The 15,781-nt window shown below is 67.1% G+C and carries 17 protein-coding genes; 11 read left to right on the top strand and 6 right to left on the bottom strand.

Translation table 11 applies throughout. The features are described 5' to 3' along the window. From J0F76_RS00915 to J0F76_RS00875, 9 genes are all read left to right on the top strand, one after another. A complete protein-coding gene (locus tag J0F76_RS00915; protein ID WP_207464710.1) occupies nt 1-207 on the top strand; it encodes a DUF1737 domain-containing protein in 207 nt (68 codons plus the stop codon). Next, a complete protein-coding gene (locus J0F76_RS00910; RefSeq protein WP_207464708.1) occupies nt 204-1,238 on the top strand; it encodes a MaoC family dehydratase in 1,035 nt (344 codons plus the stop codon). The genes J0F76_RS00915 and J0F76_RS00910 overlap by 4 nt, the downstream gene beginning before the upstream one ends. A gap of 231 nt (nt 1,239-1,469) precedes the next feature. Further along, the gene (gene sdhC, locus J0F76_RS00905; protein WP_207464705.1) at nt 1,470-1,862 is read left to right on the top strand and encodes a succinate dehydrogenase, cytochrome b556 subunit; all 393 of its coding nucleotides are present in this window, start codon (nt 1,470-1,472) and stop codon (nt 1,860-1,862) included. Nucleotides 1,863-1,874: 12 nt separating this feature from the next. Then, a complete protein-coding gene (locus J0F76_RS00900) occupies nt 1,875-2,261 on the top strand; it encodes a succinate dehydrogenase, hydrophobic membrane anchor protein (RefSeq protein WP_207464703.1) in 387 nt (128 codons plus the stop codon). Nucleotides 2,262-2,269: 8 nt separating this feature from the next. Further along, complete coding sequence (gene sdhA, locus J0F76_RS00895) at nt 2,270-4,072, top strand: succinate dehydrogenase flavoprotein subunit (protein WP_207464701.1); 1,803 nt, start codon at nt 2,270-2,272, stop codon at nt 4,070-4,072. After that, the gene (locus J0F76_RS00890; protein ID WP_242689899.1) at nt 4,072-4,437 is read left to right on the top strand and encodes a hypothetical protein; all 366 of its coding nucleotides are present in this window, start codon (nt 4,072-4,074) and stop codon (nt 4,435-4,437) included. The genes sdhA and J0F76_RS00890 overlap by 1 nt, the downstream gene beginning before the upstream one ends. A 25-nt stretch (nt 4,438-4,462) precedes the next feature. Beyond that, the gene (locus tag J0F76_RS00885) at nt 4,463-4,759 is read left to right on the top strand and encodes a hypothetical protein (RefSeq protein ID WP_242689898.1); all 297 of its coding nucleotides are present in this window, start codon (nt 4,463-4,465) and stop codon (nt 4,757-4,759) included. 3 nt (nt 4,760-4,762) lie between these two features. Next, nucleotides 4,763-5,605, top strand: a complete 843-nt coding sequence (locus tag J0F76_RS00880; RefSeq protein ID WP_207464697.1) for a hypothetical protein — start codon at nt 4,763-4,765, stop codon at nt 5,603-5,605. Between the two features lie 12 nt (nt 5,606-5,617). Continuing rightward, nucleotides 5,618-6,397, top strand: coding sequence for a succinate dehydrogenase iron-sulfur subunit (locus tag J0F76_RS00875; protein WP_207464695.1), 780 nt, complete (start codon nt 5,618-5,620; stop codon nt 6,395-6,397). Between the two features lie 198 nt (nt 6,398-6,595). Here J0F76_RS00875 and glyS read toward each other — a convergent pair whose 3' ends face one another. From glyS to J0F76_RS00860, 3 genes are read right to left on the bottom strand one after another with little or no spacing between them, the layout of a single operon-like run. Then, the gene (glyS, locus tag J0F76_RS00870) at nt 6,596-8,878 is read right to left on the bottom strand and encodes a glycine--tRNA ligase subunit beta (protein ID WP_207464694.1); all 2,283 of its coding nucleotides are present in this window, start codon (nt 8,876-8,878) and stop codon (nt 6,596-6,598) included. Continuing rightward, complete coding sequence (locus J0F76_RS00865; protein ID WP_207464692.1) at nt 8,878-9,339, bottom strand: DUF6446 family protein; 462 nt, start codon at nt 9,337-9,339, stop codon at nt 8,878-8,880. Before J0F76_RS00865 ends, glyS begins: the two co-directional genes overlap by 1 nt. Beyond that, complete coding sequence (locus J0F76_RS00860; protein ID WP_207464690.1) at nt 9,336-10,253, bottom strand: glycine--tRNA ligase subunit alpha; 918 nt, start codon at nt 10,251-10,253, stop codon at nt 9,336-9,338. Before J0F76_RS00860 ends, J0F76_RS00865 begins: the two co-directional genes overlap by 4 nt. Nucleotides 10,254-10,363: 110 nt before the next feature. Between J0F76_RS00860 and J0F76_RS00855 the strand changes: the two genes are divergently transcribed. Continuing rightward, nucleotides 10,364-11,683, top strand: a complete 1,320-nt coding sequence (locus tag J0F76_RS00855) for a peptidoglycan-binding domain-containing protein (RefSeq protein WP_242689897.1) — start codon at nt 10,364-10,366, stop codon at nt 11,681-11,683. Between the two features lie 43 nt (nt 11,684-11,726). Here the strand turns inward: J0F76_RS00855 and J0F76_RS00850 are convergent, their stop codons facing one another. Both J0F76_RS00850 and J0F76_RS00845 read right to left on the bottom strand, forming a co-directional pair. Next, nucleotides 11,727-13,178 carry a TrkH family potassium uptake protein gene (locus tag J0F76_RS00850; RefSeq protein WP_207464688.1) on the bottom strand — a complete coding sequence of 484 codons (1,452 nt, stop codon included), beginning with the start codon at nt 13,176-13,178 and terminating at the stop codon, nt 11,727-11,729. Between the two features lie 32 nt (nt 13,179-13,210). Further along, complete coding sequence (locus tag J0F76_RS00845; protein WP_207464686.1) at nt 13,211-14,698, bottom strand: MFS transporter; 1,488 nt, start codon at nt 14,696-14,698, stop codon at nt 13,211-13,213. 82 nt (nt 14,699-14,780) lie between these two features. On the opposite strand from J0F76_RS00845, the gene J0F76_RS00840 reads away from it, so the two are divergent. Next, nucleotides 14,781-15,329 carry a TetR/AcrR family transcriptional regulator gene (locus J0F76_RS00840; protein ID WP_207464685.1) on the top strand — a complete coding sequence of 183 codons (549 nt, stop codon included), beginning with the start codon at nt 14,781-14,783 and terminating at the stop codon, nt 15,327-15,329. Here J0F76_RS00840 and ccmE read toward each other — a convergent pair. After that, nucleotides 15,326-15,775 (bottom strand): cytochrome c maturation protein CcmE, encoded by a 450-nt coding sequence (gene ccmE, locus J0F76_RS00835; protein WP_207464791.1) that lies wholly within the window; start codon nt 15,773-15,775, stop codon nt 15,326-15,328. The genes J0F76_RS00840 and ccmE overlap by 4 nt on opposite strands. Between the last annotated feature and the right edge of the window lie 6 nt (nt 15,776-15,781).

The following is a 15,781-nucleotide window of genomic DNA, read 5'->3' as shown; positions in this document are numbered from 1 at the left end:
GTGACCACCCTTTACCGCTGCATCACCGAGGACGACACCTCGCGCTTCTGCCACCGCGTCAGCGAGGCGCTGTCCAAGGGCTGGTCCCTGCACGGCAGCCCCTCGATGGCCTTCGATCCCGTCAAGGGCGTGATGCGCATGGCCCAGGCCGTCACCAAGCAGGTTCAGGCCGAGTATCATCCCGACATGAAACTGGGGCAGCAATGACCAAGACCAATCCGGGCCGCTTCTTCGAGGATTACCGCCTGGGCCAGGTGATCCGCCATGCCGTCCCCCGCACTGTGGCCGAGGGGGAGCGGGCGCTGTATCACGCGCTTTATCCCGCGCGCCATGCGCTCTATTCCAGCGACGAATTCGCCACGGCTTGCGGGCTGGAGGGCAGTCCGATGGACGACCTGCTGGCCTTCCACATCGTCTTCGGCAAGACCGTTCCCGATGTCAGCCTGAACGCGGTGGCGAACCTGGGCTATGCGCAGGGCCGCTGGCTGGCGCCGGTCTGGCCGGGCGACACGCTGCGGTCGGAATCGCAGGTGATCGGGCTGAAGCAGAACTCGAACGGCACGTCGGGCGTGGTCTGGGTGCGGACGCAGGGTCTGAACCAGATGGACGTGCCCGTGCTGGACTATGTCCGCTGGGTCATGGTCCGCAAGCGCGATGCCGATGCCCCCGCGCCGGAAACCGTGGTGCCGGACCTGCCGCCAGTCGTCGCGCCCGAGGAACTGGTGATCCCCGAGGGGCTGGATTTCAGCGACTACGACTTCGACCTGGCGGGCGAGCCGCATCGCTGGGGCGACTATCAGGTGGGCGAGAAGATCGACCATATGGACGGCGTCACCACCGAGGAAGCCGAGCATATGCTGGCCACGCGGCTGTGGCAGAACACCGCCAAGGTCCATTTCGACGCGACGCACCGCGAGGACGGCAGGCGGCTGATCTATGGCGGCCATGTCATCAGCATGGCCCGCGCGCTGTCCTTCAACGGGCTTGCCAACGCGCAGATGATCGTGGCGCTGAACGCGGGCGCCCATGCCAATCCGTGCTTCGCGGGAGACACGATCCGCGCCTGGTCCGAGGTTCTGGACAAGGCCGAGACCGACGCGCCCGGCGTGTGTGCGATCCGGCTGCGGCTGGTGGCGACCAAGGGCGACAGCGGCGCCTTTGCGCTGAAGGATGGCGACGGGCGTCACCTGCCCGAAGTGCTGCTGGATCTGGATTACTGGGCGCTGATGCCGGTCTGACCTGCCTGCCCGACCCCGAGTCGCCGCCCCTTTGCAGTTGCGGCATTCTTGTGATCACACGCCCTTCGCTCGTGATCACAAAGGATGCCGGGCGGGGGAAATCCGTCGAAACTCTGTCATCTGCCGGTGACACATGAAACAAATCCGGACAGACACGCGTCAATCGCCAGCCCGCGAGGCCAGCCACGCCTGGGACGGGTCAAGCCAAACCGTTTGAAGGAGCGCCGCATCATGGCCGATGTGAACCGGGGCAACCGGCCGCTTTCCCCCCATCTCCAGGTTTATCGCCTGCCCATGGCCGCCGTGACCTCGATCATGACGCGGATCACGGGGCACGCGCTTGTCGCGGGCATTCTGCTGCTGGTCTGGTGGCTTGTCGCCGCCGTCAGCGGCCCGCGCGCCTTTGCCGCCGCCGACTGGGTGGTGCGGTCCTGGATCGGCTTCATCGTGCTGACGGGTTCCGCTTGGGCGCTGTGGTTCCACACGCTGGCCGGCATCCGGCACCTGTTCTACGATTCGGGCCAGCTTCTGCGGATCGAGGAGGCCGAGCGCGCGAGCTGGGCCATCATCATCGGGTCGGTGGTCCTGACGCTGCTGTCCCTGATCCTGTTCTTCTTCGCCTAAAGGGTTCGGACCATGCGCTACATCACCCCCCGCAAGGCCGCCCAGGGTCTGGGCTCTGCCCACAGCGGCACCGCCGACCACTGGTTCCTGACGGTCAGTTCCTGCGCCCTGGTGCTGCTGGTACCGGCCTTCCTGCTGGTCGTCGGCAACGCCATCGGCCTGAGCCATCCCGAACTGGTGGCCTATTTCGGCCGTCCCTATCCGGCGCTGATCACGGCGCTGTTCATCGTCGTGGGCATGGTGCACTTCATCAAGGGCACCCGGATCATGATCGACGATTACTTCCAACACACGGCGCGCAAGGTGGCGATCATCGTCTCGGTGGTCTTTTCCTGGGCGGTCATCGCGGCGGCGGTCTTTGCCCTGGCCAAGATGACGCTGGTCACTGTCGCGATCTGAGGAACACCATGGCTGCATACGATATCCATACGCATGATTACGACGTGGTCGTGGTGGGCGCAGGCGGCGCGGGCCTGCGCGCGACGCTGGGCATGGCCGAACAGGGCCTGCGCACGGCCTGCGTGACCAAGGTCTTTCCGACGCGGTCCCACACGGTGGCGGCGCAGGGCGGCATCGCCGCGTCGCTGTCGAACATGGGCCCGGACAACTGGCAGTGGCACATGTACGACACCGTCAAGGGGTCGGACTGGCTGGGCGACACGGACGCGATGGAATACCTGGCGCGCGAGGCGCCCAAGGCCGTCTATGAGCTGGAACATTACGGCGTTCCCTTCAGCCGGACCGAGGAGGGCAAGATCTACCAGCGGCCCTTCGGCGGCCACACGACCGAATTCGGCGAAGGCCCTCCCGTGCAGCGCACCTGCGCGGCCGCCGACCGCACCGGCCATGCGATCCTGCACACGCTTTACGGCCAGTCTCTGAAGAACAACGCGGAATTCTTCATCGAGTATTTCGCCATCGACCTGATCGTCACGGACGGCGCCTGCACGGGCGTGGTCTGCTGGAAGCTGGACGACGGGTCCATCCACGTCTTCAACGCCAAGATGGTGGTGCTGGCCACGGGCGGCTATGGCCGGGCCTATTTCAGCGCGACATCGGCCCACACCTGCACCGGCGACGGCGGCGGCATGGTGGCGCGCGCCGGCCTGCCCCTGCAGGACATGGAGTTCGTGCAGTTCCACCCGACCGGCATCTATGGCTCGGGCTGCCTGATCACCGAGGGCGCGCGGGGCGAGGGCGGCTACCTGACGAACTCGGAAGGCGAGCGGTTCATGGAACGCTATGCGCCGACCTACAAGGATCTGGCCTCGCGCGACGTGGTGTCGCGCTGCATCACCATCGAGATCCGCGAAGGCCGCGGCGTCGGTCCCGACAAGGACCACATGTATCTGAACCTGATGCACCTGCCGCCCGAGGCCCTGGCCGAACGCCTGCCCGGCATCAGCGAATCCGCCAAGATCTTCGCGGGCGTGGACGTCACCAAGCAGCCGATCCCGATCCTGCCCACGGTCCATTACAACATGGGTGGCATTCCCACGAACTATTGGGGCGAGGTGCTTGCGCCGACCGCCGACAACCCCGACGCCATCTTCCCGGGCCTGATGGCCGTGGGCGAGGCGGGCTGCGCGTCCGTCCATGGCGCGAACCGCCTTGGCTCGAACAGCCTGATCGACCTCGTGGTGTTCGGCCGCGCCGCCGCGATCCGCGCGGGGCAGGTGATCGACCGCGAGGGCCATATCGCGCCGACCAACCAGGCCCAGGTGGACAAGGCACTGGCCCGCTTCGACGGGTTGCGCCATGCCAACGGCGGCACCTCGACGGCGGATCTGCGGCTGGAGATGCAGCGCACCATGCAGGCCGACGCGGCGGTGTTCCGCACCGACAAGACCCTGGCCGAGGGTGCCGCGAAGATGACGGCCATCGCGGCCAAGGTGGATGACCTGAAGGTCACGGATCGCGGGCTGATCTGGAACACGGACCTGATGGAAACGCTGGAGCTGACCAACCTGATGCCGAACGCGCTGGCGACCATCGTCGCCGCCGAGGCGCGCAAGGAAAGCCGGGGCGCCCACGCGCACGAGGACTGGCCCGAGCGGGACGATGCCAACTGGCGCAAGCACTCGCTTGCATGGGTCGATGGAAACGCGGTTAAACTGGATTACCGCCCCGTCCATCTGGACCCCTTGACCAAGGAAGCGGATGGCGGGATCGACCTGAAGAAGATTGCTCCCAAGAAAAGGGTTTACTGATGCGTTTCCAGACTTTCGCCGCCCTGGGTCTTGCCGCTGCCGCCTTGGCAGGCTGCGTGGCCCCGGTTCCGCCCGCGACGACCGTGACGACCCCGCCTGCTGTCGTCACCACGCCGACGGTGCTTGACGCGGCCTCGCGCCAGGTGGCCCGGACGGTGATCAACGCCGAGATGGAGAAGCGCCTGCCCGGCGCCAATGTCGCGCCCTACACCGATTGCGTGGTCAACAACGCCACGACGGCGGAACTGATCGACATTGCCCAGGCGTCCCGCGCCGGTGCGGCCGGCACGGCGGACAGCGTGGCGGCGATCGTCTCGCGTCCGGCGACCACTCAGTGCATCGCCGCGGCGGCGCGGACGGCGTGATGTGATGCGCGCGCGGGCGGGACATATGGCCTTGGCTCTGATCGGCATCCTGTCCGCTTGCGGCCCGGTCCCGGTCGAGCAGGCGGAACTGACCTGCCTGCGCGACGCCGAACTGGCCGTTCGCCCGCGCACCAATGTCGCCGTGGGCATCGGCACGGGCTTTGACGGCGATACGCAGGGCTTTGGCAGCGTGTCGGTGGATCTGTCGGGCGATTATCTGGCCGGGCGCGATCCCTCGGTGGTCTATGACCGCTGCGTCCGGCGCCGGTCGGGTCAGCCTCCGCGCCAGCCGCTGGCCGAACAGCCGGGGTGGACGGGCTGAACCATGGCAGGCGCAGATCGTAAAGAACAGGGGGCACGGCGCCTGATCGTTCACATGGGCGTTCAGAAGACCGGCAGCACCTCGATCCAGCGGCACCTTCGCCGCAATGCCGATGCCCTGGCGGGGCATCTGGTCGTCCGCACGCCCGAGGAAGGCTCGCCCATGCGGCCGCTGGGCCGGGCGGCCATCGCCTACAGCCTGAAGCCCTCGGATGAGCGGGCGCATGCGCTGAAGCTTGCGTTTCGCGACGTGCTGGACACCTTGCCCGGCAACGATGTCCCGGTCCTGATCAGCCACGAGAACTTGGCGGGTGCCATGCCCGGCAATGGCGGCGAGACGCGGCTTTTCCCCGCTTTGCCGCAGATCGCCGCGCTTTTGCTGGCCGAGGCACGGGACTTCGACGTCGACTTCGTGGTCTATACGCGCAAGCAGAAGACCTGGCGCCCGTCCGTCTGGGCGCAGGCCGTCCGCACCGACGGCTACGAACGCAGCCTGGCCGAGTTCGAGGACGAGACCGCTGGCCTGCCCGGTTGGGGCGACCTGATCCGCCGCCTGACCGCCGATCTTGGCGGGCGTGTGACCCGCTTCAGGCTGGAGGACGAGGCTGATCCCCTGCGGCCCGGCCGCCAGCTTCTCCGCCACGCGGGGTTGGAAGACACCCTGATCGACACGCTGGAGCCGCTGGACGGTCCGACGAACAGCCGCCTGAACGACGGCGCCACCGAATTCCTGCGCCGCCTGAACGGCCTGGCGCTGAACCCGCACGCGCATGTCAAGGTCGCCGATCTTGTCGCCCGCGCCGAGAATCTTTTCGCGGCGGACGCGCCGTCGCAAGGCACTTCCTGAGAGGAGCACCCAATGGTCCAGTTCACCCTGCCCAAGAACAGCCAGATCCGGGTCGGCAAGACCTGGCCCGCACCGGCGGGCGCAACGAACGTCCGCAAGTTCAAGATCTATCGCTGGGACCCCGACACCGGGGAAAACCCGCGCCTGGACACCTATTTCGTCGATCTGGACAAGTGCGGTCCGATGATCCTGGACGCGCTGATCAAGATCAAGAACGAGATCGACCCCACGCTGTCCTTTCGCCGGTCCTGCCGCGAGGGGATCTGCGGGTCCTGCGCGATGAACATCGACGGCGGCAACCACTTGGCCTGCATCTATGGCATCGACGAGGTGAAGGGCGACATCAGCATCTATCCGCTGCCGCATATGCCGGTGGTCAAGGACCTTGTGCCGGATCTGACGCATTTCTATGCCCAGCACGCCTCGGTGAACCCCTACCTCATCACCAAGTCGCCCACGCCTGGCAAGGAATGGAAGCAGTCCATCGAGGACCGCAAGAAGCTGGACGGGTTGTATGAGTGCATCCTGTGCGCGTCCTGTTCTACCGCCTGCCCATCCTACTGGTGGAACGGCGACCGCTATCTTGGGCCGGCCGCGTTGCTGCACGCTTATCGCTGGATCATCGACAGCCGCGACGAGGCGACGGGCGAGCGGCTGGACGAGCTGGAAGACCCCTTCAAGCTGTATCGCTGCCACACGATCATGAACTGCACCAACACCTGCCCCAAGGGGTTGAACCCGGCCAAGGCGATCGCGTCCATCAAGCACATGATGGTCGACCGGATGGTGTGATTTGCGTCCCGCGATGGCCGGGGGCTTCGCGCCCCCGGACCCCCGCGGGATATTTGGACCAAGATGAAAGGGCCGGAGGTTTTGCCTCCGGCCCTTTCTACGCCTTGCGCGGTCGTCGCTGAGAAAGGTCCGCTGGACCTGTCCGGCAGGAAAGAGGTCAGCTGGCCCTTTTTCCGATCCGCCTTCTATGGGGGCGTTCTACCCCTCAACCCTGGTGAGGTCGGCGATCTGCTGGCCTGCGGCGCGGATGCGGTGCAGCAGATTCAGGCGATTGCGCCGGACGATCTGGTTGTCGGTGTTGACCTGCACGGCTTCGAAGAAGGCGTCGATGGGTGCGCGCAGGGCGGCGATGGCGGTCATGGCGGCAGGGAAGTCCTCCGCTGCGATGGCCTGCTTGATCGCCGGTTCGGCGGTGTCGAGGGCGGCGAAGAGGGCGCGTTCCTCGTCGGTTTCGGCGAACTTCACGTCGGCGCCGAAGCTGTATTCGACGCCGTCCTTATCCTCGGCCTGCGTCAGGATGTTCCCGGCGCGCTTGAGGCCCTGGGTGAGGTTTTTTCCGTCCTCGGTTTGAAGCATGGTGTTCAGCGCGGTGGCGCGGTTCACCACCAGCACGAGGTCGTCGTTGCCGGGCTGCGCCAGCACGGCGTCGATGATGTCGTGGCGGATGCCCTGGTCGCGGAGATAGACTTTTAAGCGGTCGTGGAGGAAGGAGAGGAGGTCGGCTACCCGCTCTGGCAACGGATAAACACGTGATGCGTTTAGCTTCCATCCCGAGACCCAAGTTTTGGCCGCTACAATTGGTTGGGTCAGAAGTACAAACCACACGAGATTATCGGCAGGGGCAGCAAAATCGAAATCTTTTGCAAAACTTGCCTCTAACGTCTCATTGTCAGCCAACTCAGAGAAGTTGCTTGGCAGGATAGCGATAGCATTTCGCTGCGCTGCGAGTTCGTAAAGGCGTTGCATAGCTGCATTTACCAAGTACGAAAGCTTAACTCTCGATTTGCTTTCAAGAGCCAGCCTAATAATTCCTAGTGCTGCCCTGCGAAGCGCATAAGGGTCCTTGGACCCGGTAGGCTTCTCATCAATCGCCCAGAACCCAGTTAGCGTGTCGATCTTGTCAGCCAAGGCAACCGCTACCGAGACCGGTGCAGTCGGCACATCATCCGACGGTCCAAGCGGCGAATAGTGGTCGCGGGCGGCGTCGGCCACGGCCTCGAGCTGGCCCGCCGCTAGGGCATAATATCGGCCCATGGTGCCCTGCAATTCTGGGAACTCGCCGACCATGGCGCTGCGGAGATCCAGCTTGGCCAGCTTCGCGGCCTGTTCGGCCTGGTCCGCATCGGCTCCGACCAACGGGGCAATTTCGCGGGCCAAGGCAGCAATGCGGGCGATGCGGTCGGCCTGGCTGCCCAGCTTGTTGTGGAAGGTTACGGACTTCAGGCCCTCGGCCCAAGCGGCCATGCCGGCCTTTGCCTCGCGCAGGTCATTTTCCCAAAAGAACGCCGCGTCGGAGAGGCGGGCGGCCAGGACGCGCTGGTTGCCGGCCAGGATCGTCGCGCCGTCGTCGGGGGTCTCGATGTTGGCGACGGTGACGAAGCCCTCGATGCGGCCGGTCCTGGGGTTGCGGGCCGAGAAGAACTTCTGGTGTTCCTTCATGGAGGTTTGCAGGACCTCGGGCGGCAGGTCCAGGAAGCGGTCCTCGATCACGCCCATCAGGGGAACGGGCCATTCAACAAGGCCCGCGACCTCGGACAGCAGGGCGTTGTCGGCCACGATTTCCCAGCCGCGCGCGAAGGCGAGGTTTTCGGCGCCCTGGCGGATCGCTTCTTCGCGTTCGGCACTGTCCAGGATGACATGGGCGCGGCGCAGCTTGGCGGCGTAGTCGTCAAAGCCTGTCACCGTGAAGGCGTCGGGGGACAGGAAGCGGTGGCCGCGCGTGGTGTTGCCTGCGGCGATGCCCTCGACGGTCAGGGGGACCACGGTGGCGCCCGCCTCGTCGGACAGCAGGCAGAGGATCGAATGCAGCGGGCGGACCCAGCGCAGCGAACCCGCGCCCCAGCGCATCGACTTGGGCCAGGGGAAGTTGCGGACCGTGGCTTCCAGCACCTCGGCCACGATGTCGGCCGCAGGGCGGCCGGGACGTTCGATCACCGCGAACCAGACGGCGCCCTTCTTGTCGTCGCGCGCCGTAAGCTGGTCGCGGGTCAGGCCGGTGGAGCGGAGGAAGCCTTCGAGCGCCGCCTCGGGCGCGTCGGTGCGGGGGCCCTTGCGTTCCTCTCGGGTGGTGGGGCTGCCCGCGGTCAGCCCCTCGACCGCGAGCGTCAGGCGACGGGGCGTGCTGAACGCGCCGGCGGAGGCATACGTCAGACCGGCACTTACCAGCCCGTCAGTGACCAGCTTCTTCAGATCCTCGCGGGCACGGGCCTGCATCCGGGCGGGGATTTCCTCGGAGAACAGTTCGATCAGCAGGTCGGGCATCAGTCCATCACTCCGCGTTCCGGGGTCTTGTCGTTGTATTGGTGCCAGCCATAAACGCGGCCGTCGGGATAGATCGCCAGCACGCGGTCCACGTCGGGGCGGATCTCGGGCTGGCCCAGCACGGCCCGGGCTGCGCCCGAGGCGAGGTCGGCGGTCAACTGGCCGTAGTCGAAGCAGTCGAACCAGAAGGGCGCGCCAAGGGGCGTGGCGTCCTCGAACGGCACGGGGTCGACGGGCTGATCGGAAAGCCGCGCGCAGGCCCGCCATTTCAGGGGCGAACTGTCGCCGTCTATGCCCTGGAATCCGTCAAGCGGCACGGTCACGGGGCCGGTCGCGGTCTGGATCGTCAGGCTGTCCGCATAGGTGACGTCGTAGAAGTGGAATTCCTGCAGATACCACATGCCGACGCCGGCAACCGCGCCGACGCCCAGCAGGCCGATGCCGACGATCTTGCCGTTCATGCCTGTGCCGCGTCCGTGGTCACGAACAGGTCGGCGCAGGCTTTCGCCAGGGCGCGGACGCGGCCGATATAGGCTTGCCGTTCCGTGACCGAGATCACGCCGCGTGCGTCCAGCAGGTTGAAGATGTGGCTGGCCTTGATCGCCTGGTCATAGGCCGGGTGCGCCATGGGAATGGTGCGGCCCGCGCCGTCCACCGGATCGGCGGCCAGGATGCGGGCGCATTCGGCCTCGGCATCCTTGAAGTGCTGGAACAGGGTGTCGGTGTCCGCGACCTCGAAGTTCCAGCGCGAATATTCCCGTTCGGTCTGGCGGAAGATGTCGCCATAGGTCAGCGGGATCGGCGCATCGGGGTCGTTGAAGGGCATGTCCATCACATGCTCGATCCCCAGCACGTACATCGCAAGACGCTCCAGCCCATAGGTCAGCTCGCCCGAGACGGGGCGGCAGTCGTGGCCGCCGACCTGCTGGAAATAGGTGAACTGGCTGACCTCCATGCCGTCGCACCAGACCTCCCAGCCCAATCCCCAGGCGCCGAGGGTGGGGGATTCCCAGTCGTCTTCCACAAAGCGGACATCGTGGACCAGGGGGTCCAGGCCGATGGCGCGGAGGCTGCCCAGGTACAGGTCCTGCAGGTTCGCGGGCGAGGGCTTGATGATGACCTGGTACTGGTAATAGTGCTGCAACCTGTTCGGGTTTTCGCCGTATCGCCCGTCCGTCGGCCGGCGCGAGGGCTGGACATAGGCGGCCGCCCAGGACCGCCCGCCCAGTGCGCGAAGGGTGGTGGCAGGGTGGAAGGTGCCCGCGCCGACCTCCATGTCATAGGGCTGCAGGACGGCGCAGCCTTGGGCGGCCCAGTAGTTCTGCAACCGCAGGATGATTTCCTGGAAGCTGCGGGGTCGGTTGGGGCTGGTCATCGGGGCCGTCCTTTGCATAGATCAGCACATGCTTGCGCGCCTTCTAGGCGGGGCGGGGAACAGGGTCAATAAAGGCCACACGAATGGCCTGGGGATCGAAGGGGACGGGAATGCGGCGCTGGGTTTTCTTGGTGATGGCGGCAGGGTTGCCGATGGCGGCGTGGGCGCAGGACGCCGTGATCCGCATCGAATCCAAGCGCGATGCCGAGGTGTCGGAGGCCGCAGCCCGCTGGGCCAGCCAGTTCGACGACGTGGTGACCTTTCCGCTGCCGCGCGGCTGGACGGCCATCGCCATCGGTCCCTTGTCCCCCGAGGAGGCGGGCAAGCGGATCGGCGCGCTGAAGGAAGCGCGGCAAATCCCCCTGGACAGCTTCGTCACCGTGCCGGAGGAGGGCGTGGTCCTGACCCCGGTGGGAGAGGCGGCCACGCCCGTCGCCGGGACGCCGCAACCCGCCGCGCCCCAGCCCGACCTGCCCGCGCCGGGGCCCGCGCCGGGGGCCTATCTCCGCCTGCAATCGGTCCAGGCGCGTTCCGAGGCCGATGCCGCCCTGGCCGAGTGGCGCAGGACCTTCCCCGAGGCCGGGCTGGCGGAACTGCCGAACGGCTGGTTCGGGGTGGTGCTGGGGCCGGTGGACCGGGCCACGGCCGATGCCTGGCTGCGCGTCTTCAAGGACGGCGACGTGGTGCCGGACGACGCCTTCGTGTCGGACGCAGCCGAGCTTGGTGCGGTGATCGAGGCGGGCAAGGCCCCCGGCTTTCCCGCGCCCCCCGCCGCCCCCGCCGAGATGCCGCCGATGGACCAGGTGCAGCGCGCCCTGCGCTGGGCCGGCGTCTATGGCGGAGAGATCGACGGCAAGACCGGCCCCCGCACCCGCGACGCCATCCAGGCCGAGATCCTGGCCGAGCGGCTGTCCACCGATCCCGGCACGGCGATGGCGGAACTGATCGCCCGCCGCGATGCCTGGCGCACCGAGGTCGGCCTGACGACCCTGGACGACCCCGCCACGGGCCTGTCGGTCATGGCGCCGATGGACCGGCTGGCCTTCGACCGGACGGAACGCGCGCTGTCGATCTATGGCCCCAGGGACAACTCGGGCGCGGCGCTGATCCTGTTCAGCCAGCCGGGCGGGCAACAGGAACTGCTGGATCTCTCGGGTCTGGTGACGGCGCTTGGCTGGGTGCCGCAGCCCGTCCGCAGCATCAAGCCCGGCCATGTCCTGCTGGAGGGCGCGAACGATGCCCATATCGGCCGGGCCGAGGGCTGGGTCCGCGACGGGCGGGCCGAGGGCTTCGTGCTGATCTGGCCTGCGGCGGACGCCAAGGGCCAGGCGCGGATCGCGGCCGAGATGTCGGACAGCTTTGCGCGCAAGGCCCCGGCGGCGAACGATGCGCCTGCGCCCGATGCGGAAAGCGCGCCCTTGCGTCCCTGATCCGGGTCGGGAACGGTCCGCCGCCGCTGGAGCGCCGAGGCGCCTAGTGGCGCCAGAACCGGGGCAGCAGCAGGACCAGGACGGACACAAGCTCCAGCCGGCCCAGGTACATGCCCAGGATCATCAGCCATTTGGCGGGTTCCGGAAACTGGACGATCGATCCGTTGGCGGTGATCTCGGGACCCCAGACGGGGCCGATGTTGGCGATGGCGGTCCAGGCGGCGGTCAGCGCGGTCCGGGGGTGCAGGCCGGTCAGGGACAGGCCGACGATCAGCAGTCCGAAGGTCAGGGTGAACAGCGTGAAGAAGGCCATGACGGAATCGATGACGTCCTGGTCCAGCGGGCGTCCCTCGTAGCGCAGCGGATAAACGCGATGGGGCGAATGCATCCGGCGCAACTGCGCCCGAACGGCCTGGAACAGCACCAGATAGCGGAACACCTTGACCGAGCAGGCGGTCGATCCGGTGCAGCCGCCGATCAGCCCGCAGATGATCAGCACGGCGATGGGCAGGTGGCCCCATTTCATCACGTCGGTCGAGAAGAACCCCGTGCCCGAGAAGGTCGAGACGGTGTTGAACACCGTTTCCCGCGTGATGTCGAAGATGTTGCCCTGATGGTCCAGGAAGATCACGCGATAGACGATGATGATCGCGCAGGCATAGCCGATCCAGCGCAGATAGGCGCGGATCTGCGTGTCCTGCCAGATCGGCGTGAAATGCCCGCGCATCCCCTGCACCAGCCGGATGAAGGGCAGGGATGCCAGCACCATGAAGAACGAGGCCGCCCATTCCAGCGGCCCCAGAAAGGCCCCGAAGCTGGCGTCGTAGTTCGAGAAGCCGCCGGTTGAGACCGTGCCGAAGGCCTGCACGATGGCGTCGAAGCCGTTCATGCCTAGCAGAAGATAGGTCACGGTGCAGAAGCCGGTCAGCATGACGTAGATGCGGGTCATCTCGGCCGCGATCTCTCCGGCGCGGGGCATGATCTTGCCCAGGGTGTCGAAGCCCTCGGACCGGAAGAACTGCATCCCGCCGACCTTCATGATCGGCAGGAAGACCATGGCGACGACCACGATCCCCAGGCCGCCGACCCAGTGCAGGATCGCGCGCCACAGATGCGTGCCCTTGGGCAGGATGTCCAGTTCTGGAAAGGCCGTGGTGCCTGTGGTGGTGACGCCCGACATGGATTCGAAATAGGCATCCGTGAAGCTGGCATAGGGCTGGCCCAGCATGAAGGGCAGGGCGCCGAAGACCGGCAGCACCGCCCACAGGCCGGATGTCAGCAGGAAGGCCTGCTGGATCGACAGGCTGCGGTAATCGCCCCAGGTCGCGACCGAGACCAGCGTGCCCGCCACCATCGTCAGGGCCGCCGATTGAAGAAAGATGACCCAGTGCGGATCGCCGTGCCACCAGTCCACCAGCATGGGCGCCAGCATCGAAACCCCCAGGGTCACGATGATCTTGCCGATCGGATGGGCCACGGGGCGCAGGTCTGTCATGGCCTTTTGCTTGCCCCGCGCCCGTGCGGGCGTCAAGCGCCCTGGCGGGCCGGGCTGCCGGCGCGGTTGATCCGCCCGACCCAGAGCGCCGCCGCCAGCAGGATCAGGCCCGCCACCAGGGCAACCGTCCCTGCGGCCCGGTCGAAGGCGCCGGTGGCGAGGAACAGCAGCCGCTGGGCCTCGGGCGCGGGCAGGGTGGCGGCCAGGGCCAGGGCGCCATCCAGCGAATCCGTGGCATCCGCGCCCAAGCCCCCGGCGGCGGCAAAGCTGGCGCTGTAGATGCCCGCCATCAGGCTGCCCAGCAGCGCGATCCCCAGCGCTCCGCCCAGTTCATAGGACACCTCCTCGACCGAGGCGGCCATGCCGGCGCGTTCCGCCGGGGCGTTCAGCATGATGGCCGAGGACGCCGCCGTCATCGCCGCGCCGACGCCCGCGCCGGTGATGGCGAAGCTTGCAAGCTCGGCCCAGCGGTGCCCGAAGCCCGCCGCATAGATCAGGATGCCGGCCCCGCTGACGGCCAGCGTCGCCGCCAGCATCCGGCCCGCGCCGACGCGCCCCAGCATCATGCCTGCAACCGGCCCGGCCATGAACGAGGCCAGCGGGATCGGCAGCACGAACAGCCCGGCCTGGAGGGGGGACAGCCCCTGCACCAGTTGCAGGCGCTGCGTGATCACCAGTTGCACCCCCAGAAGCGCGGCGGCCGAGACGACTGCGCCGATCACGCCCCCCGCGAAGCGGGGATCGCGGAACAGCGCCAGGTCAATCATCGGATTGGCGCTGCGACGCAGACGCCGGGTGAACAGCGCCAGGGCGGCCAGGCCCACCAGGGCGGACAGGACCAGCACGGCGACGGACGGATGGGGCTTGGCGATCTCCTTGACGGCCAGGGTGACGCCGACCAGTCCGACCAGGACCTGCAACGATCCGACGGGATCGAAGGGATGGTGCCCGTGCCCCTTGCCGCCCGGCACGAAGGCCAGGGTCATCAACAGCGCCAGCAGCGCCACCGGCAGGTTGATCAGGAACACAGCGCCCCAGTGGAAATGCTCCAGCAGCGCGCCGCCGATCACCGGCCCCAGCGCTGCCCCGCCGGACGCGACCGCCGCCCAGATGCCGATGGCAAGGGCGCGCTGGTCCGGGTCCTCGAAGCTGTGGCGGATGATCGACAGCGTCGCGGGCATCATCGCCGCCGCGCCCACGGCCAGGGCGGCCCGCGCCGCGATCAGCGCGGCCGAGGACGGCGCAAAGCCCGCCGCCAGCGAGGCCACGGCAAAGATCACCAGCCCGATGGTGAACATCCGCCGGTGTCCATAGCGGTCGCCAAGCGCCCCGGCGCCCGGCAGCAGACCCGCCACGACCAGCGAATAGGCGTTGACGATCCACAGCTTTTCCGTGGCCGAGGCGTCAAGCTCGCGTGTCAGCGTCGGCAGCGCCGTGTAAAGCACCGTCATGTCGATGACGATCAGGAACAGCGCGCTGGAAACGATGGCCAAAACAAGCCAGGGCGAACGGACAGTCATCTTTCACCTGAAAATGAAGCGCGACCGGCTGGCGAGTCGCCGCAGGTTTATTTAAATACGATCGTATGGAAATGGAGGCTTCATGGCAAGACCGCGCAGCATCGACCGCGAAAGGCTGCTGGACGCAGCCGAGGATCTGGTCCGCAACCAGGGCGCGGCGGCGCTGACCATCGACGCGCTGGCCCGCGCCTGCGGGATCACCAAGGGCGGCGTGCAATATGCCTTCGGGACCAAGGACGACATCCTTGACGCGATGTTCGCGCGGTGGAACCGCGATTACGACGTGAAGTTCGCGGCCCTTGCCGGGCCTGATGCCAGCCCGGACCGTCGGCTTCGCGCGCATGTCCTGGCCACGCGCGACGGGGACGACGTGTCGATGACAAAGGCCGCGAGCCTGATGGCCGGCCTGATGCAGACGCCCGAGCACCTGGCCTCGACCGAAGCGTGGTATCGCGACCGGTTGGCCGGACTGGATGTCGCCACGCCCGAGGGGCGCCGCGCCCGGCTGGCCTTTCTGGCCTGCGAGGGCGCGTTCCTGCTGCATTACCTGCGCTTCATGCCGCAGGACGATGCGGAATGGCGGGCGATCTTCGCGGACATCGCCGGGCTGCTGGACGACGCAAGGCCCTAGCTGTTCGGGTCCTGGTAGACGCCGCTTTCCTTCAGCGTGTCCATCACTTCCTTGGGCATGTAGGTCTCGTCGTGCTTGGCCAGCAGGTCGCGGGCCTCGAAGCGGCCGTCGCGGTAGTATCCCTTGGCGATGGTGCCCTGGCCCTCGGTGAACAGGTCGGGGCGCGGATCGCGGCCGACATAGCTGACGGGGATTTCCGCCGCGCCGTCGGTGATGACGAAGTCGAAGGACACCCCGTCGCGGTTCACGATGGACCCTTCCTTGACCAAGCCGCCAAGCTGGAAATATTCGTCGGGCTCGGGGGTGGCCTCGGCCACCTGCGCGGGCGAGCGGTACAGGTTGATGCCGTCCCGGAAGCCATAGCCGATCAGCGCGACGGCGATCACCAGCGCCACGGCGGCGGCCACGATCACCTGGATGCGGCGGCGTTTCTTCAATGATTTCATGCCAGC

Origin of the sequence: Paracoccus fontiphilus (assembly GCF_017356265.1) — a bacterium.
Lineage (GTDB): Bacteria > Pseudomonadota > Alphaproteobacteria > Rhodobacterales > Rhodobacteraceae > Paracoccus > Paracoccus fontiphilus.
This window is presented reverse-complemented; position numbering and strand designations above follow the sequence as displayed.

Coding starts and splice junctions, on each gene's coding strand:
- sdhA (WP_207464701.1), top strand. CDS start 2,270: ATGGCTGCATACGATATCCATACGCATGATTACGACGTGGTCGTGGTG.
- J0F76_RS00890 (WP_242689899.1), top strand. CDS start 4,072: ATGCGTTTCCAGACTTTCGCCGCCCTGGGTCTTGCCGCTGCCGCCTTG.
- J0F76_RS00900 (WP_207464703.1), top strand. CDS start 1,875: ATGCGCTACATCACCCCCCGCAAGGCCGCCCAGGGTCTGGGCTCTGCC.
- J0F76_RS00855 (WP_242689897.1), top strand. CDS start 10,364: ATGCGGCGCTGGGTTTTCTTGGTGATGGCGGCAGGGTTGCCGATGGCG.
- J0F76_RS00885 (WP_242689898.1), top strand. CDS start 4,463: ATGGCCTTGGCTCTGATCGGCATCCTGTCCGCTTGCGGCCCGGTCCCG.
- J0F76_RS00840 (WP_207464685.1), top strand. CDS start 14,781: ATGGCAAGACCGCGCAGCATCGACCGCGAAAGGCTGCTGGACGCAGCC.
- J0F76_RS00910 (WP_207464708.1), top strand. CDS start 204: ATGACCAAGACCAATCCGGGCCGCTTCTTCGAGGATTACCGCCTGGGC.
- J0F76_RS00865 (WP_207464692.1), bottom strand. CDS start 9,339: ATGAACGGCAAGATCGTCGGCATCGGCCTGCTGGGCGTCGGCGCGGTT.
- J0F76_RS00845 (WP_207464686.1), bottom strand. CDS start 14,698: ATGACTGTCCGTTCGCCCTGGCTTGTTTTGGCCATCGTTTCCAGCGCG.
- sdhC (WP_207464705.1), top strand. CDS start 1,470: ATGGCCGATGTGAACCGGGGCAACCGGCCGCTTTCCCCCCATCTCCAG.
- ccmE (WP_207464791.1), bottom strand. CDS start 15,775: ATGAAATCATTGAAGAAACGCCGCCGCATCCAGGTGATCGTGGCCGCC.
- J0F76_RS00850 (WP_207464688.1), bottom strand. CDS start 13,178: ATGACAGACCTGCGCCCCGTGGCCCATCCGATCGGCAAGATCATCGTG.
- J0F76_RS00875 (WP_207464695.1), top strand. CDS start 5,618: ATGGTCCAGTTCACCCTGCCCAAGAACAGCCAGATCCGGGTCGGCAAG.
- glyS (WP_207464694.1), bottom strand. CDS start 8,878: ATGCCCGACCTGCTGATCGAACTGTTCTCCGAGGAAATCCCCGCCCGG.
- J0F76_RS00880 (WP_207464697.1), top strand. CDS start 4,763: ATGGCAGGCGCAGATCGTAAAGAACAGGGGGCACGGCGCCTGATCGTT.
- J0F76_RS00860 (WP_207464690.1), bottom strand. CDS start 10,253: ATGACCAGCCCCAACCGACCCCGCAGCTTCCAGGAAATCATCCTGCGG.